We start from the raw sequence: 25605 nt of genomic DNA, 5'->3' as shown, positions 1-25605 counted from the left end.
CATTGCGGTGACCATGCGCCACGCCAAAATTGTCTGTACTCTCGGCCCCGCCTCCAACTCCCCGGAGGTCCTCACCGAGATGATCAAAGCCGGGATGAACGTCGCCCGGCTCAACTTCTCCCACGGCTCCCACGACGACCACCGCGCCACCTACACCATGGTGCGTGAGCTCTCCCGAGAGCTGCGTCGACCGGTGGCCATTCTACAAGACCTCCAGGGCCCGAAGATCCGCGTGGGCACCTTTGAGAACGGCTCCGTTGAGTTAGCGCGTGGCGATGAGTTCGTGATCACAGTCGACGACATTGTCGGCGACCAGGAGCGCGTCTCCACCACCTACAAAGATCTTCATCGCGACGTGCGCCCGGGCGACATCCTGCTCTTGGACGACGGCCTGATTCGTCTGCGCGTCGTCGATGTTCAGGGCCCCGATGTCCGCACGCTGGTAGAGGTCGCAGGCACGCTCAAGAACAACAAGGGCATCAACCTGCCCACAGCCGCCGTTTCCGCTCCCAGCATGACCGAGAAGGATCGCGAAGATCTGGAGTTCGGCATGGAGCTCGGTGTTGACTACGTCGCCCTGAGCTTTGTGCGCTCTGCTCTCGATATTCACCAGCTGCGTTCGAGGATGCCCGAGAGCGCGGCGGAGTCGATCAAGATCATCTCCAAGATTGAAAAGCCCCAGGCCATCGCGGAGATCGACGACATCATCGCTGTCTCCGACGGCATCATGATTGCCCGCGGCGACCTGGGGGTAGAGATGCCTCCGCAGAAAGTCCCGATGCTACAGAAGATGTGCATCGCCCGCGCCAATGAGCAGGGTCGCCTCACCATCACCGCCACCCAGATGCTCGAGTCGATGACCGAGAACTTCCGCCCCACCCGCGCGGAAGCCTCCGATGTGGCTAACGCCATCCTCGACGGTACCGACGCGGTGATGCTCTCTGGTGAGACCGCTGCCGGGCGCTACCCGATCGAAGCGGTGCGCATGATGAGCTCGATCATCGAAGAGGTGGAGCGCTCGCCGCGCTTCCATTCCCTCCCCGAGCCTCGCTCGATCAGCCACCTCAAGACCTTTCCCAACGCTGTGGCTCGCGCGGCAGCGATCGCTGCCGACGAGCTTAACGTCTCCGGCCTGGTGGTCTTGACCACCTCGGGGGCGACCGCGCGACTGATGATGACCTACCGCCCCTCCAACACGATCATCGCCTGCACGCCATCAGAGCAGGTCTACCGCCAGATGGCCCTCTACTGGGGCGTGGAGCCCTATCTTCTGGAGATGTCTCAGAGTACCGACCTGATGCTCCAGCGCGCCGAAGATTTGATGCGCCGCGAGCGCGGCGCGAAAAAGGGCGACGAGATCATCGTCGTGATGGGCTCACCGGCAGGCCACGGCACCGAGACCAACCTGATTAAATTCCACCGACTGAGCTAACAGCGGCTCGGCGAATCCCCCGTACACGCAGAAGAGGCCGGCAGTTCATACACTGCCGGCCTCTTCTGCGTGTGTCGATATTTCGGGTTCGAGGGCCTATCTGATCGCGGTGGCGCCACTCGGGCGTAGTTATTGACCAACGACGCGATTACGCCCGCTCTCCTTCGCTTTGTAGAGCCGCTCGTCGGCGATCTTGATGAACGCAAAGGCGTTAACGTCGGCGCTCATATCGAGTTCCTGGGGCGTCGCAAAGCGCGCCAGATACTCGCGCAAATCAGCCACCCCCATGGAGAGCGTAATCGGGATGTCGACGTTATCGAATGTGAAAGGCTCATCGCCGATCAACACGCGCACCTTCTCCGCGAGTTGAATCGCACGGGCTTTCTCAATCTCCGGCAGCAGAAGGATGAACTCCTCTCCCCCGTAGCGCGCGAAAATGTCATCGCGCCGGATCGACCTTACAATCCTCTGCGCCACCTGTTTGAGGATATGATCGCCGGCGAGGTGTCCATAGGTGTCGTTTACAGGTTTGAAATGATCGATATCGATCATCACCAGCGAGAGCTCCCGTTGGTAGCGAATGCACCGACTCAACTCACGCTCGGTTTCCTTGAGGAAGTAGCGCTTGTTGTAGACCTGCGTAAGCCCATCGGTCGTCGTAAGGCGATAAATCTCGTCGTGATACGCCGCCTCAATATTACTGCCGGAAAGAAACTTGAAGATCGTGCGTCCAATCTTGACCTGGTCACCGTCCATCAGGCGATGCTCTCGGACAGGCCGATCGTTGACATAGGTCCCGTTGGTGGACTCCAGGTCACGCACCACGATCTCATTGCCCAGGTTATTAATGACGGCATGATTTCGCGAGATCGAGTCTTCATCGATCTGAATATCAACCTTGCTTGAACGGCCAATGACGGTCGAAGGCTGGGCGAGGCCATACTTCTTTCCGAGGTCCCCCCCGTTGATAACCACCAGGCAGGCATCGCGCATCGACGATCCCGACTTGGGGATCTGACTGATGACGGTGACGACGGTGCTGTCCTTACCCATATTCGCCTTCTTCGTCTCCGAATCCGCCGAGGCGGTTTCCACCGAGGTTGGCAACAGCGCCTCTTACACGGGGCGCGACTTGCTACATTGAGCTAACCAGGTGAAGCGCACCCTATGAGGTGCACCCACCTCCGGTCAAACTCAGGGAGTCAGCGGGATTCTTCCGGGATGATTAAAGCAAAGTCGCCCCTTGAATGCAAAGCCAACACCACTCCCTTCAGCGGCGGGCCGTCCAGGAGTCGGAAGCGTCATCACCGGGAGGAGGTACGGTCTCACCGGCGAGGGCTCCGTGCTCTGGATGACCCAGAAGGCCGTGCGCGATCTTCTTGCCGAGCTCGACCCCCGGCTGGTCGAAGGCGTCGATATCCAGCAGCTCTCCAGCGAGCGCAGTGATGAACATCCAGGCCGCCAGAAAGCCCCCAACGCTGGCTGCGCCCGTGGACTCCAGCCTCCAGCAGGCCGTGGGACGGCCTGCTCGAGCAAGAGCTGCCCGCGTGCCCTGGGCCTCCGCCTGGAGAATCTCGGAAAGGCTACGCCCCTGAAGATGACTCAGGGGAGCTGGCAACGGTGGTGAGGCTGGAATCGTCAGATCGATGCTATGGGAGCGAGTCTCCACAAAGACGATCTGTTTGTCGTTGGGCCCCTCCATATAGAGTTGCACCTGGCTATGCTGGTCGATCGCACCGATGGCTTTGATCGGCGTGATGCCCGTATTCACGCGCGCACCGCGACGATCACGCGCCTTTCCGAGGCTCTCTGCCCAGAGCTGGCGAAACCAGTCGATCAGCGCATTGAGGCGGTCGCCGTAGGCCATCATCACCAACTGACCGTAACCCTGATCGCCCAGGGCAACGTGTTGCGCCGCGATGCGTGCCAGCCCCATCCATGCCTCGTCACCCCCGTCCAGGCACCGGCGCGCACCACCGAGCAAACCGTCGACGTCGTAGCCAGCCAGCGCCAGCGGGACGAGGGAGACCGGACTGAGGACACTGAAGCGCCCCCCGACATTCGCAGGCACCTCGAAACTCTCCCAACCTCGCTCCCGGGCCAGCGCTCGCAACGAGCCCTTCTGCGGATCCGTGATGGCGATAACCTGCCGGTCCGCCTGAGCCCGCCCAACAGTTTTGACGAGCGCGTCATAGAGGATCCAGAGCTGACTCATCGTTTCAATCGTCGAGCCACTCTTGGTGACCACCACCAGCAAGGTCTTCTGAAGATCCACCTGTTCAAGGATCGCGTGCAAGGTAACCGGATCAAGATTCTCGGCAAAATGCGTACGGACTGCTGCCCGCCACGCAGGCCCCATCGCCTCGAGCACCGCACGTGTGCCCAGGCTTGAGCCGCCAATGCCGATGACAATCTGATCGGTCCAGCCCTCCGCACGTCGCCCCTCAGCCCAGGTTATGATCTCGATCGGGTCGCGTTCGGGAAGCGACGCGAAGCCCAGTTCACCGCTGGAGATACGACGTCGAAGGCTGGTGATCGCGTCCTGACAGCGATCCGACCACAGGGCATCAAAGTCGGGGGAGAGACCTGCCTCAACGTCAAACAGGCCCGCATCGTCGTAGATGTACATGGGGCTCCTGATAGAAAATGTTGGACTGAGCGGGCAATGCTAAGCGCAATTCTCCCCCCCGCAAGTCTCTGGTGCGTCCGGTTCGTTCTGACCTGGCTTCGTGGAGATTTAAAGCGCAGCGGCCACCGCATCCAGGGCGCGGTCCACCCCCTCGGCGGTGGTCATCTCGGTGCACGCAACCAGCATATGCCGACTCCACTCAGGTCGCACACATCCCAGGTCGAATCCCGGCGCGATGCCCTTATCGAGACAGGCATCGATGACCTCGCGAGCCGGCGCGTCCAACTCCACGACAAACTCGTTGAAAAAACGTCCCGAGTAGACCCGTCGCCCCAGGCCTCGCTCTTCATACGCGCGCAGCGCGTGCCGGGCCCGAGCCATATTGAGGCTGGCGAGCTCTTTAAACCCTTCGCGCCCCATCAAACTCAGGTAGATCGCCGCAGCGAGCGCCATCAACCCCTGGTTTGTGCAGATGTTGCTGGTGGCACGTGCGCGACGAATATGCTGCTCACGGGTCGAGAGCGTGAGCACGTAGCCCTCGCGTCCCTGCGAGTCGACGGTCTGGCCGGCAAGGCGTCCGGGCATCGCCCGAAGATGCTTCTCGCGGGCGGCGAAGATACCGAGCGCCGGTCCGCCGTAGCTAAGCCCCACACCCAGCCCCATTCCCTCCCCGGCGCAGATATCAACCCCGTGGCTGCCCGGCGGTTTCGCCAACGCGAACGCGTGCGGCTCATTGAACGCCGCTACCGTCAGAATCTTATGCTCTTCAGCCCATGCCACGAGCTCCCGCGGATCCTCGAGAACGCCGAGGAAGTTCGGCGTCTGGAAGATCACACAGGCCACGCGTCTGGGATCTTCCACGCGGGCCTTAAGGTCGTCGAGATCGATGCGCCCCGTAGCGGGATCGACATCAAACTCGTGGTAGACCCCGTCTTGATAGCGCAGGTACGTCTCGATGACCTCCCGGTACTCCGGGTGGACATTACGGGCTACGAAGACATGCTCACGACGGCTGATCCGCTGGGCCATCAGCGCGGCTTCTGCAGTGGCATGCGCGCCATCGTACATCGAGGCGTTGGCAATCGGCATGTCGAGCACTTCGGAGACCATCGACTGAAATTCAAAGATGGTCTTGGTCGTGCCCTGACTGATCTCAGGCTGGTATGGCGTGTACGAGGTCAGAAACTCAGCACGCAACAGAAGCTGATTGATCGCCTGCGGCACCACGTGATCGTAACACCCTGCCCCTAACAACGAGATCGTCGACGGGTCCGAGCTCTGATTGCGAGCGGCCAGCGCACCCAGGTGCTGGTTGAGCGCGATCTCACTCATCGGCGCTGGCAAGCTCAGCTCGCGCGCGCGGTCGCGCAGCTCTTGAGGAATGCGCTCAAAGAGTGCATCGATGCTCTCAACACCGATGGCCTCAAGCATCCGGGCGATATCATCTTCGGTATGCGGAATGTAGCGCATGATCAGGACTCGCCATCATTAAGGAACGCCTCATAACCTGCGGCATCCATCAGCGCGTTGACCTCAGCCGGATCGCTCAGCTTTATGCGCACGATCCAGCCCTCTTGATAGGGGCTCTCATTTACCAACTCCGGGGCGTCTTCGAGTGCGTCGTTAATGGCGACCACCTCGCCGGAGACGGGCGCATAGACGTCGGAGACGGTCTTGACGCTCTCAACCACGCCAAAATCATCGTCGGCGTTGAGGGCAGCACCGACTTCGGGCAGTTCGACAAAGACGATGTCGCCCAGCGCGTCCTGCGCATAGTGGGTAATGCCCACCAACACAGTGCCATCGCCCTGGTCGCTGACCCATTCGTGGTCTTTGGAGTAGCGGTAGGAATCGGGAAGTTGCATGACGGCTCCTCAACGCGAGCATCTCTCGCGAATGTGGGGTGGGCTTAGCGCGGACGGCTGTAAAATGGCTTTTTGGAGACCTGGACCGGAAGGCGACGACCGCGAATCTCAACCTCGGCGCGCTCAACGTCGGTGTGCTCCACGTCGATGTATCCCAGCCCTATGCTGGCATCAAGCGTCGGTGCATATCCGCCGCTGGTAAGTTCCCCCACAGGCCTGCCATCGACCAGGATCGCATACCCCGGTCTCAGCACCCCTCGTCCCTCCAGTTGAAAGCCCCGAAGGCGTCGTTTCACTCCCTGCGCCTTAATCGCCTCCAGCGCGGCCTTCCCGACGAAGTCGTAGCCGGAATTGAGCTTCACGACCCAGCTCAACCCCGCTTCCAGCGGGTTGATCTCTTCGCTGAGGTCCTGACCGTAGAGAGGAAGGCGAGCCTCCAGGCGAAGTGTATCGCGTGCGCCGAGTCCACACATGGCGAGTTCATCGGGGAGATAGCTCTCCACGAGCGCGTCGAAGACCTTCGCCCCACCCTCGTCGGGGATGTAGAGTTCAAAGCCATCTTCGCCCGTGTAGCCTGTGCGTGCTACCAGTGCGCTGACACCGGCCACGCGCATCCAGGCACAACGAAAGAACTTCAGCTCAGCGAGATCCGCATCTTCGACCAGGGGCTTGAGTAAAGCCTCGGCTTTCGGGCCCTGGAGTGCGAGTTGGATGTAGTTCTCGGAGGTGTCCTCCAGCGTCGCGTTGAGTTTCGGGAGATACTCCCGCATAAACGCAACATCTTTAGCGCGATTTGCGGCGTTTACGCAGATGAACACATGATCTTCGGCAATCCTGTAGACGATCAGGTCATCGACAATGCCGCCGTCTGGAGCGCACATCACCGTATAGAGCGCCTGGCCATCGACGAGGCCGCGGACGTCGTTGGTCACCAGCGCATCAACCGCCTCGATGGCATCCGGGCCGCGAACCTCGACCTCGCCCATATGGCTGACGTCGAAGAGACCGGCGGCCGAGCGCACTGCCAGGTGCTCGTCTTTGATGCCCTTGTATTGCACGGGCATCTCAAAGCCAGCAAAAGGCACCATGCGCCCTCCGAGCGTACTATGACGGTCGTGAAGAGGGACTCGGTGTAGCGAATCAGACATCATGTGCATCCGTATCGGGGCACACCACTCACCCCGGTGAGGGTTGGCGTTGTACGAGTCTCGTGAGGTTGCAGACGTTCAGCGTGGCGCGATGGGGCGAGCCCGCCAGGGAGCAAGCCCCTCGCCGGAGTCGAAGCGAACGCCTGCCGAGGCAGCATCAATGAGCTCACCGTTTCGAAAGAGCAAGCCGTGGCGCACACAGACCGCGCGCACCACGTTTTCCATCAAGGTAGCGACAGTCATCGGCCCCACACCGCGGGGAACAGGAGTGATGGCGGCCGCGCGCTGACGCGCGCCTTCAAAATCGACATCGCCGCGAAGTTTGCCATCTACGCGGCTGATCCCCACATCGATCACGACCGCCCCGGGTCGCACCCACTCACCGTGAACCAGCCCGGCCACGCCGGTGGCCACAACCAGCACCTCAGCCTGCGAGACAATCTCAGCAAGATCACGGGTATGACGATGGCAGAGGGTGACGGTCGCGTTGGCACGAGCCAACATCAACGACATCGGCCGACCGACGATCACGCTGCGGCCAATCACCACAGCCCGCTTTCCGGTAAGCTCCACGCCGGAAGCTGCCAGAAGCGTCATGACCCCGCGCGGAGTGCAAGGCTCCAGCACGGCGTGGCCGCTCATCAATCCGCCAAGGTTTAACGGATGAAAGCCGTCGACGTCTTTCTGCGGGTCGATCGCCGTGAGCAGATCGGCACCATTCATATCCCCGGGAAGTGGCAGCTGTAGCAAAATACCGTGCACGCGCTCGTCAGCGTTGAGACGACGCAGCGACGCCAGCACCTCGGCCTGTGTCGCCGTAGCCGGAAGATGCTCGTGGCGAAAGGCGATGCCCACCTTCGCGCAGGCGCGCTCCTTGTGGCGCACGTAGATGTCACTGGCGAGATCATTGCCGACGCGCACGACTGCGAGCGTCGGAACGATGTCTCGACCTGACAGAGCAGCCGTGGCTTCTTCGACCTGAGCAAGCAGCGCTGCGGCCACCGCCTTACCATCGAGCACCCCCGGTGCTCCGCCCTGTGCCGCCTCGCGAAGCGGCTGTGTCGCGATCTCAAACACCATAAACATTGACCCCGTTCCTTCCGTGGTACCAACCCCCGGCGCACTATAGAAACCGCCCCCATGCCTGTCTACAACTGCAACCCCCGTCGAGCACTACTTCGGGGCGTCGTCGGGAAGCTCGCGACGCATCCAGCGCGTCAACCGGGAGACCGTTAAACGGTTATTCGCAACCAGCCTGTATCCCCACTCACTCAGCGGTCGAAAGCCCGGCACGTAGCGGTACATCCACCAGGGCAGACGATAACGTGGTCGCAACGCCGCCGCCTTATAAACCGCGGCAGCTCCACGCCAGATGCGGCCTTCGACATCAACAAAGTGAATCGCCTCGAGCAAATCACGCTGAGCGATGGCCTCAAAACGACCGCCGCGTCTCTGCAACGCGACAATCTGGAGCGCGTCGCCGATCTTCATCGCCCAGCGTCGCGCCCAGTACGTGCAGAAACCACACTCTGCGTCGTAGAGCAACGTCGCTTTCTCGGGCGCGTCTTCGACCCGAACGCTCAGGGCATACGCCTCACTCACGTGGGACTCACTTCAGTCACCAGCATCTTCGCAGCGAGACTCTCACTGACGGAGACGTCTTCGTTATTGAGCGTCAGAAACATCTGGCCATCGAAACTGAGCACCTCTCTAACGTATACAAGCCCCCCGGGGCGTAGACCGATACGATCGAGATAACGCAGGACCTCCGGCGTCTGATCGAGCACGCGCTCCACCCGCACCCTCATGCCGGCGGTCGCGGCACTCAGCGGCATGACATCGCGCCGCAGGATCTCCCCGTCAGCGCTGGGAATGGGGTCGCCGTGCGGATCGAAGCGCGGAAAGCCCAGCGCCTGTTCGATACGCGCCACAAGCGTGTCGCTGACAGCATGCTCAAGGCGCTCCGCCTCCGCGTGAACCTCGTCCCAGCTGTAGTCGAGCGTCTTCATCAAAAAGACCTCGATAAGACGGTGGTTGCGGATCACGCGCAGGGCCATCCGACGTCCGGCCTCGGAGAGCAATGCACCGCGGTACGGCACGTAGTCGACCAGGCCTTCATCCGCCAGCGACTTGAGCATCCCGGTAACCGAGGGCAGCGAGATGTCCAGGTGTTCGGCCAGCGCCTTCGTCTTGACCCGCTCATCGGTGTCCCCCTGAAGATGAAAAACGGCCTTGAGGTAGTTTTCGACCGATATCGTGGGCATCGACGCATCATCCAGAGCGAGGGTTTGACTTCCAGCGGGGTCTAACAGATCACCCCGATGGCGACAAGGGCTGGCGCTGCCCGGCGGTTGCCAGCGAGCGCCGCCGCCAGCGCCAGAAGCGACCATGCTCCGGGGCGAAGAGAAAGGCCAGCGCGTAGAGTGCCCCTCCGGCGACGACCACCGCTCCGGCTGCCGAGATATTGAGGCCGATGGCCAGGTACATACCGGCCCAGCTGGCCAGGATCCCGTGGCCGATGCTGATCGCCAGCATCGCCTTAAGGCTGCGAGCCAGCAGGTGTGCCGTGGCAGCCGGAACAATGATCAGCGCGATGACCAGAACCGCACCGACCGCTTCAAATCCCGCCACGGCCGTGACCGTCACCGCACTCATCAAACCGTAGTTCAGGGCGGCTACCGGCACGCCCATCGCCAGTGCAAAGCGCGCATCGAAGCTACTCACGGCCAGCCAGCGATAGAAGATCGCCACCAGTCCCAGAACCACCGGCGTACTCCAGGCCACCAGGCTCAGCGCGCGATCACTGACACCGAGCACGTCTCCGTAGAGCAAGCAATGGGTATCGATATGCGCGTCGCGCACCCGGGTGGATAGCAAAATCACGCCCAATGCGAAGAGCGCGGTAAAGACCACGCCAATCGCCGCGTCGCTGCGCACCGAGGGCTGGCGACTGATCCACTCGATGGCCACCGCCGTAAACAACCCCACCAGCGCAGCGCCTCCCAGCATCAACGCTCCATCGAGAGAACCCGTGACCAGAAAGGCCATCACAATGCCCGGGAGCGCCACGTGGGCCAGCGCATCGGCAATAAGGCTCATACGGCGGAGATACAAAAAGACGCCCAACACCGCGCAGGTGATCGCCACCAGATTCAGCGTGAGCATGCCCCGCCACATCCAGTCGCCCCACTGCCAGGGCTCCATAAAGAAGCTCATCGCGAACCTCGTAGCAACGCACTCCGGCGAGCATGTCGTCGGCGAAGCGCCCGGGGCACGGCCCCTCCAACCGGGCCGAAGACCAGCGCCAGCGAGAAGAAAAAGACCGCCACCAGCACCATCGCAGGGCCTGTCGCCACGCCCTCATACACGTAGGAGAACATCGCCCCCAGAGCTCCGCTGACGCCCCCCATAGCCACGGAAGCCATCATCACCCCGGAGAGCTTCTTTGAGAGAAAGCGCGCCGCAGAGGGAGGGATGATCAACATCGCCGCCACCAGAATCACCCCGACCGCCTGAATGGAGAGGACCACAGCCATAGCCAGAGCGGACATCAACCCCAACTCCAGCCAGTGGGTCGGCAACCCCAGCGATTGAGCAAAGCGCTCATCAAAGACCATCAGCGAGAGCGGTCGATAGAACACCCCCACAAGCACGACGAGCAGTGCGCCAGCCAGGGCGACCACCCCGATCTGCGCCGGAGTAACTGCCGCAGCGTTGCCAAAGAGATACTCCGAGAGCCCGGCCTGTTGCCCGGTGGGTGAGGTCTGAATGTAGGAGAGCAGCACAATGCCCAGGCCAAAAAACGTCGAGAGCACAATGCCGATTGCCGCATCGGCGCGCACGCGCGGCCCCCGGCTTATCCAGGTAATCGTCATCGCGCCGAGCACCGCGCTTATCAGCGCCCCCAGAAGTAACGCTGGCGCGCTCTTAGTGCCCGTGAGCAGAAAGGCGATGGCGACCCCGGGCAGCGTGGCGTGTCCGGCGGCATCACCCACAAGCGACATGCCCCGCAGCACCATAAAGGTGCCCACCAACCCGCAGATCACCCCGACGAGCACCGCCGCAAGCAACGCATAGAGCGCGAAGTCGTACTGCAACGAAAAGAACTCGGTGGCGCGACTCCAGAAGATCTCGGTACTGCCCGGTTCCATCGCCCTACTCCACCGCTGCGATCACATCGCGACGCTCAAAGATCGCGAGGTTGCCGCCATAGGTCTCTCGCATGTTCTCAGGAGTGAAGACCTCGGCAGTCGGTCCCTGGGCAATGATCGTGCGGTTTAGCAACACCAGATCGTCGAAGTAGTCACTCACCGTGACCAGATCGTGATGCACGACAACCACGGTCTTTCCCGCATCACGTAACGCCCGCAACACTTCCACGATAGCTTTCTCTGTGGCTGCATCGACGCCGGCAAAAGGCTCATCCATCAGAAACACCTCTCCGCCCTGAGCCAGGGCTCTAGCGAGAAAGACGCGCTGCTGCTGCCCGCCTGAGAGTTCACCAATCTGGCGATGCCTCAACTCTGTCATCGCCACCGCATTCAGGGCGTTGGCGACAGCCGCGTTGTCCTCGCCGCCGAAGCGCCGAAGCAGGCCCACATGCGCAAAACGCCCCTGACGCACCACCTCCTCGGCGGTGATGGGAAAGTCCCAGTCGACCTCGCCACGCTGGGGCACATACGTCAGGCTCTTTCTCCCGAGACGTCCCTTTTCACCGCAGATGACGATCGTGCCACTGTCGGGCTCTTTGGCTCCGGCAATCGCCTTGATGAGTGTCGACTTTCCTGCACCATTGGGCCCGACGATGCCGACCAGGCTCCCGGGCTTCAGCCTTAAATTGACGTTCTCAACGACCCGTTCGGTGCCATACGAAAGATTGAGATTTTGAATGCGTAACGCGTCCTCAGAACTCATGCGCCATCCTCCCGGGCATCCTTCGAGGAGGTCCGTTTCGCCCGACGTTTAAAGGCTTCCGGGTTTCCGCCCAGTGCCCCGGTGATCAGCCGCACGTTCGACTCCACCATCTTGACATAGGTATGCGCCCCGCTCTGCTCTGGCCCGAGACTGTCGGAGTAGAGCGGGCCGCTGATGCGAGCTCCCGTCTCGCGAGCAACCTGCTCAATAAGCCCGGGCGCCACCGAAGACTCCATAAAGACCGCCGGGGCGTTTCGTTTGCGCACCACCTCGATCATATTAATGACGTCGCGCTGACTGGCCTCCTGCTCGGTGCTCAGTCCCTGAATGGCTTCGACGTCCAGCTCGTACGCTCGCCCGAAATAGCCGAAAGCATCGTGGCTGGTGATGAGCACCCGCTGCTCTCGGGGGACAGTCGCCAGTTGAGTGCGAACCCACGCATCGAGCGCTTCGAGTTCCGCGTCGTAGTCGGCGTGACGTGAGGCAATGGCCGCGCGACGCGCGTCGCCCTCCTCAAAGAGTTCTTGCAGCGCCTGAGCGACGTCTTCGCCCCCCTCTCGCCACAGCGCCACATCGAACCAGAAGTGCGGATCCACCGCACCGTCTACCGACATCAGCCGCTCTGTCTCAAGACTCTCACCGACGACGAGAATCGGACGCTCGCCACCGGCGTGTCGCACCAGCCCCTCCATCCAGCCTTCGAGCAAGAGTCCGTTCATGACCACCAGATCACTCCCGGCGATCTGGCGAGCGTCGGCCGGACGGGGTTGGTAGATATGCGGATCCGCCCCCGCAGAGAGCAGTCCGACCACACGAACGTCCTCACCGGCGAGTTCTCGCGTGAGGTCTTCGAGCATCGTGGTGGTTGCCACGACCAGGGGGCGCTCGTCGAGAGGCGCGGTGTCGCGCTCGCAACCGCTTTGAAGAGCAAGAGCCACAATCGACGCGAGGAGCATGCGCAAAACATGAGAGTTCAACGTCATCATAAAAAGCCTCACAGGTCATGAAAGCGCACACCATGTGCGCCGGGGCGAAATTTAGCTGCCCCCACCTATGAAGTTAATCTAACCCCATAAAAGATTTAGGCAAGGCTAAACTTCAACCCAACCTCTCACAAAAAAACGCCCCGGAGCAATCCGGGGCGAGTGAGTTGAAGCTGTAGGACCTTCCGCGCGCGCTCAGACCTCCAGCGTGCTGGGGCGACCGGCAAGGCCCAGGCGGTAGCGCAGTTCCAAAAAGGCGTCATCATGCGCAAAGGCAACCAGCGCGCCGACGCCGTCGTGGTGACGGATACGCTTCTGGGTGGCGACCTCTTCGAGCGGCATGCCCCAACCTTCCAGGCGAAGCATCGCCTCGACGGCGGCGGCCACATCCCCGCAGATCAAGAGACCAAAGCGCGCGGCAAAGGCATCGACATTGCGACCCCACGCCTCACAATGAGCGCTGGCCAGCCGCTCGACGAGCCCTTCATGCGCCTCGATCGCCTGAGCAAGGCGACGGCGCGCCGGACTGTGGAAAGGACCGCTGACCTGCTCACCCAGCTCCTGGCTCTGCAGATCCACCCGATCGGTGAAGCCACGACCGAGCTGACGCAGGGTGACGCCCTCCATCAGATGCCATACCTGGCGGCCATCAAGGCTCATCAGGGGGGCAAGGTCGCTGACGACAAGCGCGGCGCAGTAACCCCCCACAAAGCGCAGGCCCGCATCGCTGAGACCATCAATCAACGTCTCATTGAGCCACACGGTGGGGGTGCTCTCGGCAAAGACCACCGGATGCTCCGGACCGCTATCGCCCACGATGAGGCGGAACTTCACCACACCGATAGCGGCAAACCCGTCGGCAATGGCGTCATAGACCGGGTGATCGCCTGCACGCAGACGCTGGCCATCGAGTGCTTTCTTCTGGGGCAACGTCTCCGAGAACACCCGCTCCGCCAGGGGCACCGCCGTCTGCAGCGCCTGGAAGACACCGCCCCGAAGCGCGTCGTCGATCAGATGGCGCTCCACGAGTTCGGCATCCACCGCTCGCGAAGGGGTGGTCTTGGTGCGCGCTTCACTCAACTCCACCTTTGCGCCCAGTGCTCGCAGCGTCTGGCGGGTCAGGCGCAGTCGATCATGGGCCTGCGCGCGCTCAAAGAGCGTCTCCAGACCGCGGTAGTTGGTCGGCTCAAAAGGCTCCTCCGCCAGAAGTTCGCGGAAGGCCTTCATCGCCAGGGCTTCGCGGCCGGCCATACGCGCCAGACAGAAGGCACGACGGCGACGGAAGTAGGCCGAACGTTCGGCGTCGGCCTCGCACAGTGTGATGAGACGCTCGAAGTAGCGCGCGGCTTCTTCGACGTGCCCGAGCTCTTCATCGGCGGCTTCGGCCGCGCGGGCCAGAAGGTCGATCTTCGCCGCCGAGCTTGTCGCATGAGAGAGTTGCGCGAGCTGCTCCACACAATCGGCGACCTCCCCGGCTTCGGCCGCCAGGTCGATGAGCAGGTCGAGGTCAGCGCGTGAATCGGGGAAGGCCCGTACGATCTGCCACTGCAAGGTGTAGGCACCGACCACATCCTGGAGCAGACGATGACGCACATCGACCAACGCGCGCCAGTCATCCAGCTCCTCGCCGATGACCTGGAACTTGAGCACGCGCTCGTAGAGTTCGGCGGCGCGGCGGCCACTTCCCGCCTGACGATGAGCACGCGCCAGCAGGCGCTCGGCGCGATGCAAGGCCTCCAGCCCCTCGTAGTCGTGCACGAGGTCTTCAAGACAGTCGATGGCCTGCTCCAGATGCGCCTCATCGCCGACGCTCATCAGCAAACGCCCCAGCCAATAGCCCGATTGAATGCGCTCCTCGACGACGTGCTCGTCATCCATGGTGATGCACTCAAAGTGGCGGCGTTGAAACTCAATGGCGTCGTCGATCTTCTCAAAACGCCGGGCCAGCTCGACCAGAGAGCGCAGGTAAGTCGCATCCTCGGAGATCTGCCAGCAGGTCGTCAGCGCACGCTGCGCGCCCGGGTAATCCGCAAGTTCATCGGCGCAGAGGCTGGCGAGCGCCTCAAAGAGCTCCAATCGACGGGGCTGGCTCAATCCTTCGCGTCCGACATGGGCCTGCAGGCAGCGGCGCAGCAGGTCCCACCGCGAGGTCTCTCGAAGCGCGGTGTAAAGCGCCTCGACATGCGCGCAGTCCGCCGGCAGAGCGATGTTTGCCCCGCCCTCCTCCGAGCTATCAACGCTCTCATCAAGCAGAAGATCAGTTTCGCCTACGGTATCGACCAGCTCCGGGAACGTCGCCTCACAGGCCAACGTGTAGAGCTCCGCAGCACCGGCCAACCCGTGACGCGAGGCGTATCGGGCCATCTCCAGACGGCGCGAGGCACGCACCAGGGGATTGGTGTGGGAGTCGGCCTCCAGGGTTGTCCAACTCAAGTAGCGAGCGTGCTCCTGAAGTCGTCGAGCCTGAAGTGCGCGCAGACGCTGCTCCGCCGGCGACATGTCCTCGGCGGGGCTCTGTGCAAAGATTTCCTGGCCCTGGAGCACCGCGACAAGATCGGCGCTCAGCCCTGAGAGTTCCGCAGAGGTCGCCGCGCTCGTCAGCTCAATCTCCTGGCTGAGAAAGGCGCGCGCCGCAGAAGGCAAGAGTTCAAACTCGTCGCTGGCCAGCGCGTCGCGCTCCCAGGCATTGAGATTGTGGCGCCCCATCGCAACCAGCGCCTGCAACGGGTGATGCGGCAGGCGTACCCGCGCCTGGGCCAGCTCGACACGCTCCGCGGCGCAGGCCATGGCGACGCGCAGCACGATCTGATTCTCCAGGCTCTCGGCCGCGCCATGCGCACGGTAGGCACGGCTGGCATCGGGTGAGACTTCGGCGCGCTCACGAAGACGCGCGATCACCATAAAGTAGCGATCGCGAAGCGTAGCCTCCGTGGCGTGCATCAGAAGGTCTTCGAGCTGATCGGCAATCACCTCCGGCGCATGTCCGGCGCGCTTCCAGGTGCGCGCCACCCCGCCCAACCAATGGGTGTTGGTGGGCTCAACCTGCAAGGCTTCCAGGTAGCGCGCGCAGGCATCCTGCGCACTGTTGAGGCGCCACTCCGCGATCATCGCCAGCTCGCCCCAGGCCGCAGCAAGCTCAGCCGCTCCGGTGAAGTACGCCAGACGGTTGAGCAGAAGCGCTTCCAGCGAGGTCCACGCCCCGCTCTGGCGGTAAAGCCGGCTCAGCGCATTGAACACGTGACTGTCGGCCGGATGCATCGCCAGCAGCTGCTCATAGATGGCCACAGCCTCATCGCGACGCTCCAGGCGAGTCTCAAGCAGTTCGGCCAGCGCGCCCAGCTGACGGGCCGCCGCGCGAGGATCAGTGATGGTATGAAGCTCTCGCCCGGTCATCTGCACGATCTCGTCCCAGCGCGATCCCCGCATATAAATGCGCCCCAGCGCTTCGAGGGCGGGCAAAAAGTCGGGAAGCACCTCCAGAGCCCGGCGGTAGTAGCGCTCGGCGCGCACCACATCATCAAGCTGCTGCTCGGCCACCTCGGCGTTACGAAGCCAGGTTGCGGCGACCTCTTCAGCGTCATCGATCAGCGCAATTTCGCGCTCATTGAGCGCGATGAGCTCCTCCCACCGATGGGTGCGCGCGTAGAGACGCCCCAGCGCCGCAAAGCAGCGAGGATTGCTCTCATCGAGTGCCAGAATCTCCAGCCAGGCACCGATGGCGACCTCATAGTTTTTGAGCTGCTGCTCGGCCACCTCGGCGACCTTATCGAGCAGGTAGAGCTTCTGGCGGCGCGAAGGCGCAACCTCCACCAACCCCAGAAAAAGGTCGGCGAGCTGCGTCCATCGCTCCAGACGACTCAGAATGCGCGCGGCGCTCTTGAGCGCGGGCAGATAGTTCGGGCGAACCTCAAGCACCAGAAGGTAGTGCTCCAGGGCGCGCTCATCGCGCTCCAGGCGATGCTCGTAGACTTCGGCAAGTTGGAAGTGCCGTCGCCAGGCGCCGGCGGTGGAGGTGGCATCCAGCGACGCGATCTCGCGCTCATAAAGGTCGGCCAGTCCGCGCCAGTTCTCACGCCGGGTATAGAGGCGCCCCAGCGCGCGCAACGCGGGCACGTGGCGAGGATCGTAGCTCAGCGCTTCGCGGTAGACCTCGGCGGCCGCCTCGGCCAGCCCGGCCTCCACCTCATAGAGGCGCCCCAGCCGCGTCAGCGTGCCAACGCGTTCACTCGCCGAGAGCGGGCCCTCCAGACGGCGGTTGAGCACGTCAATCAGTTCGGAGCCCCCGCCCCCCTGCGCTTCGGGCTCGCTTTCGAGAAGATGCTCACGCAGGCGCAGGAGCGTCCAGTCGTCCTCACGCTCAGTCCCCTGACGCAGGACGTCGCGGGCGGCGGCAGGATGGTCGGAGGCGGTCAGGTGCAACATCGCCAGCGGCACGGCGTGCACGCCCTGGCGCAGCTCCTGACGTGCCGAACGGCGCAGCACGCCGAAGGCCCGACCGACCTCACCCGATTCAAAACACAGGCTGACCAGCAGATCATCGAGATCGCCGGGAAGTTGGCCCTGGTTGGCCAGATCGTTAAGCAGATCGCGGGCTTCATCGTGGCGACCAAACACATGCAGCCACACCGCCCGGCGAGCCTCCAGAGCCTGGCGGATGTCCACCGAGAGATCGGGCAGGCGCGCAGCCTTCTCCAGTGCTGCGAGCGCCTCCTCGTACTCGCCACGCTCCAGCAGCGCGTCGCAGCGAAGATGGAGCGCCCAGAGCGCCGTAAAGATGTCGAGGCAGGCACGACCTTCGCGCTCGTCTGCGGCACGCTCGCATCCGGCCAGCACATCGTCGGGGCTTGCGCCGCGCATCCAGCGGGTCGTCGCGAGCTCCAGTTCGATATAGACGGGGGCCCAGGAGGGTTGGTCGCGAAGCGAGAGTGCTCGCTCCAGCGCGTGGACCACAGCCTCATCATCGCCCAGCGCGCGCCGCAGGCGGCGCACCAGATGGCTGACCTCCCAGCTCATCACCGCGTCGAGGCCCGCGCAGCGCAACATCTGGAGCGCGCGCTCAAAATCGCCCAGCGCCTCACAGGCACGGGCCACCTCGATGTGGCGGCGCGCCACCGCAACGTCATCCCCCTCAACGTGGGCGCGGTCGGCCAGCGAGGCCGCCACAAACGCTTCGAGCACATCGCGGCGAAGCGCCACGCTCTCGCGCGGGCGAAACGCGGCGCGGCGCGCCTCCTCGGCCTCGCCAGCGCTCAAGTTCAGCGTGGGGGTTTGCGCCGCGCTCGGCGGCGCCTCGTCGGACTTCGGCGCGACAAAACGCGCGGTCCGGCGCTGCGTTCGGTCGCTGTCATGGGCGCGAGAGAATACGTCGGAGATGCTCTGAGCCATCCTTAGCTCCTGGCTACAATCGTCGTTCGTGTCGAAGCCTGCGTGTGCTGCCATCCGTGGCAGCCGGCGCGACGCGATCTCAGCGATCCTGGCCAGGCAAGGGGTAAAGCGACGGGTCGTAATCCCACGGCCCGGGGTCGTCATCGTCGACCATTGCTTGCGCCTGGCGGCGCTTTCGCATCACGCGCAACGCGAACGCTACAAGGAAAAGAAAGGAGGCGCCAAAAAATAGCGCGTTGACGTCACTCAAGATCGCCCAGAACGACGCACCCTCCTCCAGCTCCTGCCTCCACTGCGTCTCCAGCGCGCTGAGCGTGCTCCCGCTGCTCGCATGCACCGCCTCGTCAAAGGACGTTCCCTGGCGCACCAGGGCCATCACTTCGGCAAAGAAGTTCTCCCCGAAGCGCTGCTCCAGGTGGCGTACAAAGTGGAAGCTCTGCGCGTAGGCCAGCGACACTGACTGATGATGCGGCGGGAAATAACGATCCAGGGCCGAGAAGGCCATGACGCTTCCGGTCGATGCCGCCCGCGTCAACGTGTCGCTGCGCTCCGGCGTCCACTCCTCGGCGTGCAGCACCGCAAAGCCCTCGTTGAACCACCGCGGCACATGATGCCCGGCGCGGGCGCGGTCCACCGCCACATGCGCAAGCTCATGGATAAAGGTTTTGCGAATGTCCACCGGCTCCGCCGCCGAGCCCACCCCGTGCTTGACCAGCACGGTGGAGCGGTCGCTCAACGAGAGCCCCACCGCCCAGCTGGAGGGGCGGTACTCAACCCCCTGCCACTCAAAGTAGGTGTTCATGTCGCGCAAAAGGTAGACCTCGACGTCCTCAAGCGCATCAAGCCCCAGACGACGCTCCAGCGCCTCAACCACCGCGGTGGCCTCCGCGTCGAGCTGCGAGATGGCGGGCTCAAAGGGCTCGGGATAGTAGTAGGTCAGCGCAACCTCAGCGCCGGGCCGTGTGACCAACCCGGGCATCACCTCCGACCAGGCCGACGTACTGAAGATCGTGCATGCAACAACGACGATCGCAACAAGGGTGGCGCGCAACAACTTCACATCGACCTCGAAGATCACAGGGGGTGGGCGCGCATCACGCAATCATTGCACGATGCGCCGCACAAAGAGGTACGCACATCAGCCCAACCACCAAACGATCTCTTATCGCCCCCCTCTTCCCTCAATGCGACGTGCTGGAACCAGCTATCATCCCTGGCGAGGTGTGGCGGCGCGGACGCTCGTCGAGAAGCGCGTCGTCTTCGACCTCCTCGCCATCATCGCTCTCGGCTGCCTGAGCGCTCTCTTCGACACGTGGTGAGATCGGGCTGGGCGCGTGGCCGGGAATCGGCGGGAGCACCTCCACGCCTTCGGCGCGCTGCTCAAAATGCGCGATCATCGCGCCATAGCTCTCGACCATATGTTTGAGTTCGCTCTGAAAGCGCACCCGATGCTGATGCAACTCCAGCATCTCCGAGCGCAGCTGGCCCACCTTCTGCTCGGCACGGGTGAGCATGCGCTCGGCCTTCAATTCGGTCTCGGCCAGCACCAGTTCCGCGTCGCGATCGGCCTGATGGCGAATCTCTTCGGCGACCTGCCGGGCCATCTCCAGCGCCTCGACCAGACTGCGCTCACGTCGACGGTAGTCGCGCAGCTCCCGGGTCTGCTCGTCGAGTTCGTCCTGCATCCGACGCACGGCATCTTGCACCTGACGCCATTCGCGGGCCAGACCCTCCAGAAACTCATGGACCTGGTCCGGATCGTAGCCCCGAAACTTCGACTGAAAGGATTGATTGGCGATATCATCGGCGCTGAACTTGAACATCTTCTACCTCATCCATGGCATTGACGTGGGTGCTTCCCTGCTCCCGTGGGGTGTTGCAAGCGAAACGCTCTACCCGATGGGTCCTTCTTCTTCGATCCGGCGTTCGGAGACCTCTTCGCTCAACTCGGCACTTCGCCGGGCTGCGGCCTCCACAGCGCGAATCAAAGCATGGCGAAACCCATGCTCCTCCAACGCGACCAGCGCCGCGATGGTCGTACCTCCCGGGCTGGCCACCTGATCTTTGAGCTCCGCGGTGTGCACGTAGCTGCGCTCCTGGGCCAGGCGAGCGGCCCCCTCCATCACCCCGCTGGCGAGCTCAATGGCGGTCTTGCGGTCCAGGCCCATAAAGACGCCTCCGTCGGCCAGCGCCTCCACCGCGGTAAAGATATAGGCCGGGCCGCTGCCGCTGATGGCCGTGAGTGCGTGAAAATGATCTTCGTCTTTGATGCGCACGACTTTCCCGACCGCCTCAAAGAGCGCGCCCACCGCCGCCATATCGACAGTGCCGTCTCCCATCACGCCGGTCACCCCGGCGCCGACCAGCGCAGGGGTGTTGGGCATCGCGCGCGCCATCCCGGCAAGTGGCCCGGCGTAGCGGCGCATCGACGCGATCTTTACGCCGGCAGCGATCGAGATGATCGTGTCCTCGTCGGTAAACTCCTCGTGGCGCGACTCCAGCACCGCGCGCACATCGCCGGGTTTGACGGCCACGACATACAGGCGCGGACGCCGCGTGGGTTGATCGTTCTCATCGAGTTCGATCTCCGGGATAGCCTCACGCGCGTCTAAATCATCGGCCAGATCCTGCGCTGTCTTCTCATGGGCATCCAGGCAGACAAGCCGCCGCGGGTCGAGCGCGCCGCTGTCGATCCAGCCCTCGGCCAGCGCGCGCCCCATCTTCCCGCACCCCAGCAGGATCACCAGGTAGTCATCCAGGCGCGCATCAAAGCTCGGCGTCTCATCGGCAAGGGCGGGCACCACACGCGTCTCGGTGTCGGCAGATGGCGTAATTTCAGGCGTGTCATCGGATTCATGCATCATAATGTCTCTCTCCAAAGAGCGCGCTCCCCACGCGAATCAGCGTCGCGCCTTCCTCAATCGCCACTTCAAAATCTCCCGACATTCCCATCGAGATCTCACGAATCTCGTCAGCACGCTGCGGGGCATGCTCTCGCGCGTAGGCCACGAGCCCATCAAAAAGCTCGCGAAGCCGTCGAAAGTACTGGCGAGCGTCTTCGGGGTCATCGGCGTAAGGGGCCATCCCCATCACGCCGCAGACCCGTAGCTCCGGGCTGGCCACCACGCTGGCGTAAAAGGCATTGAGTTCCTCGGGCTCCACCCCGCCTTTGCTCCGCTCGCCACTGATGTTGACCTGCAGAAGCACATTCACAGGCGCCTCCGATCGACGCGCGAGCGCGTTAACCAGGCTCTTGCGATCCACCGAATGAATCAGCGCAACGTCGCCTGCAACAAAGCGCGCCTTGTTGGACTGCAGCCCGCCGATGAAGTGCCAGCGCACGCTGTCTTCGAGTTCTCGGGCCTTCTCCTGCCACTCCTGGACATACGATTCGCCAAAATCGCTCACGCCGAGATCTGCCAACGCCTCAATCGCCTCGATCGGGTGGGTCTTGCTGACCGCGATCAGCGTGACCTCATCGCGTTCGCGTCCGGCGCGGGCGCAGGCAGCCTGAATGCGTGCCTCCACCTCATCCAGACACGACTTCAACCGGTGACGATCGATGCCAGATGATGCGCTCATAGCGGAAACCCCTTCAGTCCACCGAGTTCCTCGAGCGTCTCCACGACCTCGCAGACCGGCAGTCCCACCACACAGAAGTAAGAGCCCTCAATCCGACGCACAAAGGTGCTGCCGAGGTCCTGAATGCCGTAGCTTCCGGCCTTATCCATCGGCTCGCCACTGGCGACGTAGCGTCGGATGTTCTCCTCGCTCAGCTCGCGCATCCACACGTCGGCGCGTACCGCCACCGCTTTTGAGATGCGCGCTTCGACCGGCTGGCCCGGCGCCCGCCAGGTCCAGCAGTAGGCGGTGATAACCTCGTGCCGGGTACCGGAAAGTCGGGCGAGCATCGCGCAGGCGTCGGCCTCATCGCCAGGCTTCTCCAGTACATCGCCGTCGAGCGTGACGATCGTGTCTGCGGAGAGCACCCACCCGGGCAGCTCGGGGGTGTCGGCCAACGCATCTGCCACGGCCTCGCCCTTTTCCCTGGCGAGCCGCAGAGTATATGCTTCCGGCGACTCCCCGGCGCGGGGTATCTCCTCGATGTCGCTCTTATAGACGAGCGGCTCAAACCCCAGGCGCTGCATCAGCTCGAGGCGACGCGGTGAGCCGCTGGCAAGCACGACCCGGGGGGAACTCTTGGTGATGATGTCCATTCGACGTCCTGATTACGCGTGATTCAAACTCCGTCCCGACGGTAAGAGCGCCCCGCCGGGGTGTCAAAAAATCGCCAGCCCCCAACGCGCGTCCCAAAGCCCTGGATCGTTCATGTTCATGTCGCCCCCTGGCGCGCCCTCCCCCGTCCACTCCCTGTTGAAGTCGCGTGGGATCCCGGTCACCTCCGGGCTTCTTGCCGCCGCATCGCTCCTGATGACGGCGTCGCCTGTCAGCGCCCAGCTCAGCGCCCCGGAGCGTATCGAGCACTTCAGTGAGACGGTGACGTTGGAGCGGCGTCGCCCCGAACTTCAGCTCAACATCTACAAACGTGCCGATGCCGACGAGCGCATCTGGAACGTCGAGCTCGCCGGCGGCCCGGCACGCACCTCCGCCATCTGCCGCACAACCCTCCCCGAAGAGGTCGGGCAGAACTTTTACACCTTCCAAATCCAGACCCGAAAACTCACCGAACATGGCTACGCGCTGCTTCTTGAGGCGCGCGCGGACCATCAGAGCGGACCGCTCGATCCTCCGGTCTATCAGATCGCGATGTGGATCGACCGCGCCAACAGCTCGACGGGATGGAGCTGCGGGGTGGTCGGCCGTGGCGAGTTCACGCGCCTCGACGGCGGCGCCTCCCTGGGGTTCAGGGAGGTCGCCCCAGACACCTCCGCAACCACCACGGCGCTGGTGCGCGCGGACGGCACACGCGGCACGAAATTCTGTGGCCTGCAAAAGGAAGAGGACCGCGGCTTTGAGATCTTCGACCCGGGCCAGGGCCGCTTTGTCGCCGGCGATCGCATCGATCTTCAACTTCAGGAAGCCATCGTTCTTCAGGCATCACTGCCCGAGCAGGCCTTCCACGCCCCCTTGACGACCAACATCTTCAGCTGGGCGCTGGCCAGCAGCGACGTTCGCGGGGCGCCGATCGGAGGGCTGCCCGCTCGCCCCATCTCTCTGGGAGACACCGACCTCCAGACGGCCTGGATCGAGGGCAGTGGCGATGGTGGAGAGGGCGAATATGTCAGCGCCACCGTGACCACCGCCGTGCCCATTCGTGGCCTGCGCATCTTTCCCGGCCATGGCCGATCCGCCGAGCATTACGAGAGCTACGCGCGCCCCACCGAGCTGCTCGTCGGCCTGAGCGACGGTCTTCGCTTTCGTGTCACGCTCCCCGACGTCTCACAGAGCGCGCTCTTTGAAGCCGGCGGGCTGAGCGTGACCTTCCCCGAACCCGTCTACACAAGCTGCCTCTCAGCCATGATCCTGGCCTCCGAGCCTGGCGCGATGGCCCGCGCCCCGGAGGCAGAGCGCCGCCGCCTGGGGAACTCGGTTGCCATCTCCGAGCTCTCGCTGACCTCGACGGTCGACGCCCCCACAGAAGATGAAACGGCCCGCCTTATCGTGGAGGAGGTGGTCCGCGAGCCCCAGGCCCCGCGCCGCGACCAACTCTCGCGGATGACCTCTCGCATCCCGGCGGCAACGGTCAGCGCGGTCGACACTGTGCTGCGCAGCGATGACGCCACCGCGCGCGACCGCGCCGTGCCGATGTTGGCCACCCTGCCCGCCGAAGATGCCGTCCCCACGTTGATGGCGCATCTTAGCCGGGTACGCACCGACGCCGCCGACTACCGATCCACGCAGCGCGCGATCGCCTCCCACGGCGGCCGCGCCGCCGATCCGCTGCTCGATCTTCTCGACGAACTCAACCCCACCGAACGCAAATACGTCGACGCGGTGCGCCTGATCGGAAGGCTCGGCACTCCGAGCCAACTTGAGCGCCTCATCAGCGCCTTCGGTCAGGGCCCCGACCGCTTGCGCAATGAGCGCGTACGAGCCGTCGCAAATGGCGGCGTGGTGATGCTCCCCCTCCTGGTCGCGGCGGCCGAGACCGCACCCGACAGCCCGAGGACCGAAGACGCCCTCAGCGCCATCGGCCTCATCGCCCGACGCGATATGAGCGATGAGCCAGGCCAACTCGATGACGTCGACGCGCTGTGGCACCTGGTCCAGACAAGCCAGGTGCGGCGTCACCGCCTCCGGGCCATTGAAGCCCTCGGCTCCTTTTTGCATCCACAGGGGGTGAAGCACCTTGGCGGCCTTCTGAGCGATGATCCCGATCCCCTCATTCGCGCGGCGGCCGCCGGCGCGCTCACGCTCTACCCGGGTGAGGACGCCCGTCAGGCCCTGGAGCGTGCGCTCAACGACGCCTCCCCCGACGTGCGCATCGCGGCAGTTGGTGCCATCGGATCCCGAGACGATGCCGAGCCCGCCACCCCCTCGGTCATCGACTATGTGGAGCGCGAGCGCTGGCATACCGGCCTTCATCGCGGGCTTGATATCCTGGCCGCCTCCGCCCACCCCGACGCCCTCCCCTACCTGGAGCGCCTGCTCGTCGAGCACCCCAATGGCGAGCGGGTTCCGGTGGCGCTGCGCGCGCTTCGTCACCACCGCCGCCCCGTCTCCCGTGCGGCCATCGATCAGACCCTGGCCATCCCCGGCCTGCGCGCCTCGGTGCTGCGTCAGCTGGTGAGCATGCTCGGAATGCACGATGACCCCGATGTCGACGCCGAATTGCTCACGATCGCCCGTGGCACGCACCCCACCGTCGCGGCAACCTTCACCGAAGATCCCTCCCTGGCCGGCGAGCTTCGCAGGCAGGCGCTCAACGCCATGGGGACGCGTCGTACGCCTGCGGCCCGAGCCAACATCCTGGCCTTCGTTGCCGATGACGACGCCCCCGAAGATCTGCGCATTGCAGCCTTGCAGGCGCTGGCATTCTTTGCAGATCCCGCGCTGGTCGAAGAGCTGCAGGCCCTTGCGACCACCCTGCCTCGCCCCCTTCGCCCTCAGCTGCGCGATACCCTGACGCAAATCCAGGGGCGCGTGGCCATCGACGACGCCCGAGATGACATCGAGGAGTTCCGCGACGCCCTCGATGAACGCGAGGAACGCCGGGGTTCCGACGAAGAATCCACGCGTTGAACAATCCACACCCACGAAGTATGAATAACCTGGCGAGCCCCGGTGT

Annotated in this window: 19 protein-coding genes and 1 pseudogene; 2 read left to right on the top strand and 18 right to left on the bottom strand. The window is 63.6% G+C overall.

What is annotated here, in order from left to right; genetic code table 11:
- Positions 1 to 13 precede the first annotated feature (13 nt).
- Positions 14 to 1432, top strand: a complete 1419-nt coding sequence (pyk, locus tag EA187_RS04605) for a pyruvate kinase (RefSeq protein ID WP_127779317.1) — start codon at positions 14 to 16, stop codon at positions 1430 to 1432.
- Between the two features lie 129 nt (positions 1433 to 1561).
- Here pyk and EA187_RS04600 read toward each other — a convergent pair whose 3' ends face one another.
- The 18 genes and pseudogenes from EA187_RS04600 to EA187_RS04515 form a co-directional block, all read right to left on the bottom strand.
- The gene (locus EA187_RS04600) at positions 1562 to 2485 is read right to left on the bottom strand and encodes a GGDEF domain-containing protein (protein WP_127779504.1); all 924 of its coding nucleotides are present in this window, start codon (positions 2483 to 2485) and stop codon (positions 1562 to 1564) included.
- A 217-nt stretch (positions 2486 to 2702) separates the two neighbouring features.
- Positions 2703 to 4061: a glucose-6-phosphate isomerase gene (locus tag EA187_RS04595; protein WP_127779316.1), complete on the bottom strand. Its 1359-nt coding sequence runs from the start codon at positions 4059 to 4061 to the stop codon at positions 2703 to 2705.
- A gap of 108 nt (positions 4062 to 4169) precedes the next feature.
- Positions 4170 to 5531, bottom strand: coding sequence for an aminomethyl-transferring glycine dehydrogenase subunit GcvPA (gene gcvPA / locus EA187_RS04590; RefSeq protein WP_127779315.1), 1362 nt, complete (start codon positions 5529 to 5531; stop codon positions 4170 to 4172).
- A 2-nt stretch (positions 5532 to 5533) separates the two neighbouring features.
- A complete protein-coding gene (gene gcvH / locus EA187_RS04585) occupies positions 5534 to 5926 on the bottom strand; it encodes a glycine cleavage system protein GcvH (RefSeq protein WP_127779314.1) in 393 nt (130 codons plus the stop codon).
- 44 nt (positions 5927 to 5970) lie between these two features.
- A complete protein-coding gene (gene gcvT, locus EA187_RS04580; protein WP_127779313.1) occupies positions 5971 to 7074 on the bottom strand; it encodes a glycine cleavage system aminomethyltransferase GcvT in 1104 nt (367 codons plus the stop codon).
- Between the two features lie 186 nt (positions 7075 to 7260).
- A pseudogene (locus EA187_RS04575) lies at positions 7261 to 8154 on the bottom strand (bifunctional 5,10-methylenetetrahydrofolate dehydrogenase/5,10-methenyltetrahydrofolate cyclohydrolase); the annotation flags it as partial.
- Positions 8155 to 8247: 93 nt separating this feature from the next.
- On the bottom strand, positions 8248 to 8676 hold the full coding sequence (locus EA187_RS04570) for a thiol-disulfide oxidoreductase DCC family protein (RefSeq protein WP_115602698.1): 429 nt from the start codon (positions 8674 to 8676) through the stop codon (positions 8248 to 8250).
- On the bottom strand, positions 8673 to 9338 hold the full coding sequence (locus EA187_RS04565) for a metal-dependent transcriptional regulator (protein ID WP_164855984.1): 666 nt from the start codon (positions 9336 to 9338) through the stop codon (positions 8673 to 8675). Before EA187_RS04565 ends, EA187_RS04570 begins: the two co-directional genes overlap by 4 nt.
- A gap of 49 nt (positions 9339 to 9387) precedes the next feature.
- Complete coding sequence (locus EA187_RS04560; RefSeq protein WP_127779311.1) at positions 9388 to 10290, bottom strand: metal ABC transporter permease; 903 nt, start codon at positions 10288 to 10290, stop codon at positions 9388 to 9390.
- Positions 10287 to 11225 (bottom strand): metal ABC transporter permease, encoded by a 939-nt coding sequence (locus EA187_RS04555; protein ID WP_127779310.1) that lies wholly within the window; start codon positions 11223 to 11225, stop codon positions 10287 to 10289. The genes EA187_RS04560 and EA187_RS04555 overlap by 4 nt, the downstream gene beginning before the upstream one ends.
- Positions 11226 to 11229: 4 nt before the next feature.
- Positions 11230 to 11988: a metal ABC transporter ATP-binding protein gene (locus EA187_RS04550; protein WP_127779309.1), complete on the bottom strand. Its 759-nt coding sequence runs from the start codon at positions 11986 to 11988 to the stop codon at positions 11230 to 11232.
- A complete protein-coding gene (locus EA187_RS04545) occupies positions 11985 to 12974 on the bottom strand; it encodes a metal ABC transporter substrate-binding protein (RefSeq protein WP_127779308.1) in 990 nt (329 codons plus the stop codon). Before EA187_RS04545 ends, EA187_RS04550 begins: the two co-directional genes overlap by 4 nt.
- Before the next feature lie 192 nt (positions 12975 to 13166).
- Positions 13167 to 18356, bottom strand: a complete 5190-nt coding sequence (locus tag EA187_RS04540) for a tetratricopeptide repeat protein (RefSeq protein ID WP_164855983.1) — start codon at positions 18354 to 18356, stop codon at positions 13167 to 13169.
- A gap of 79 nt (positions 18357 to 18435) precedes the next feature.
- Complete coding sequence (locus tag EA187_RS04535; protein WP_127779306.1) at positions 18436 to 19416, bottom strand: peptidase MA family metallohydrolase; 981 nt, start codon at positions 19414 to 19416, stop codon at positions 18436 to 18438.
- Positions 19417 to 19537: 121 nt separating this feature from the next.
- Entirely contained in the window at positions 19538 to 20179 is a 642-nt protein-coding gene (locus EA187_RS04530) for a DivIVA domain-containing protein (protein WP_115602706.1), read from the bottom strand.
- A gap of 69 nt (positions 20180 to 20248) precedes the next feature.
- Positions 20249 to 21220, bottom strand: a complete 972-nt coding sequence (gene proC / locus EA187_RS04525) for a pyrroline-5-carboxylate reductase (protein WP_115602707.1) — start codon at positions 21218 to 21220, stop codon at positions 20249 to 20251.
- Complete coding sequence (locus tag EA187_RS04520; protein WP_127779305.1) at positions 21210 to 21938, bottom strand: YggS family pyridoxal phosphate-dependent enzyme; 729 nt, start codon at positions 21936 to 21938, stop codon at positions 21210 to 21212. The genes proC and EA187_RS04520 overlap by 11 nt, the downstream gene beginning before the upstream one ends.
- Positions 21935 to 22573: a Maf family protein gene (locus EA187_RS04515; RefSeq protein ID WP_127779304.1), complete on the bottom strand. Its 639-nt coding sequence runs from the start codon at positions 22571 to 22573 to the stop codon at positions 21935 to 21937. Before EA187_RS04515 ends, EA187_RS04520 begins: the two co-directional genes overlap by 4 nt.
- A gap of 112 nt (positions 22574 to 22685) precedes the next feature.
- On the opposite strand from EA187_RS04515, the gene EA187_RS04510 reads away from it, so the two are divergent.
- Complete coding sequence (locus EA187_RS04510) at positions 22686 to 25559, top strand: HEAT repeat domain-containing protein (protein ID WP_127779303.1); 2874 nt, start codon at positions 22686 to 22688, stop codon at positions 25557 to 25559.
- Positions 25560 to 25605: the final 46 nt, after the last annotated feature.

Origin of the sequence: Lujinxingia sediminis, from assembly GCF_004005565.1 — a bacterium.
GTDB classification, from domain to species: domain Bacteria; phylum Myxococcota_A; class Bradymonadia; order Bradymonadales; family Bradymonadaceae; genus Lujinxingia; species Lujinxingia sediminis.
This window is presented reverse-complemented; position numbering and strand designations above follow the sequence as displayed.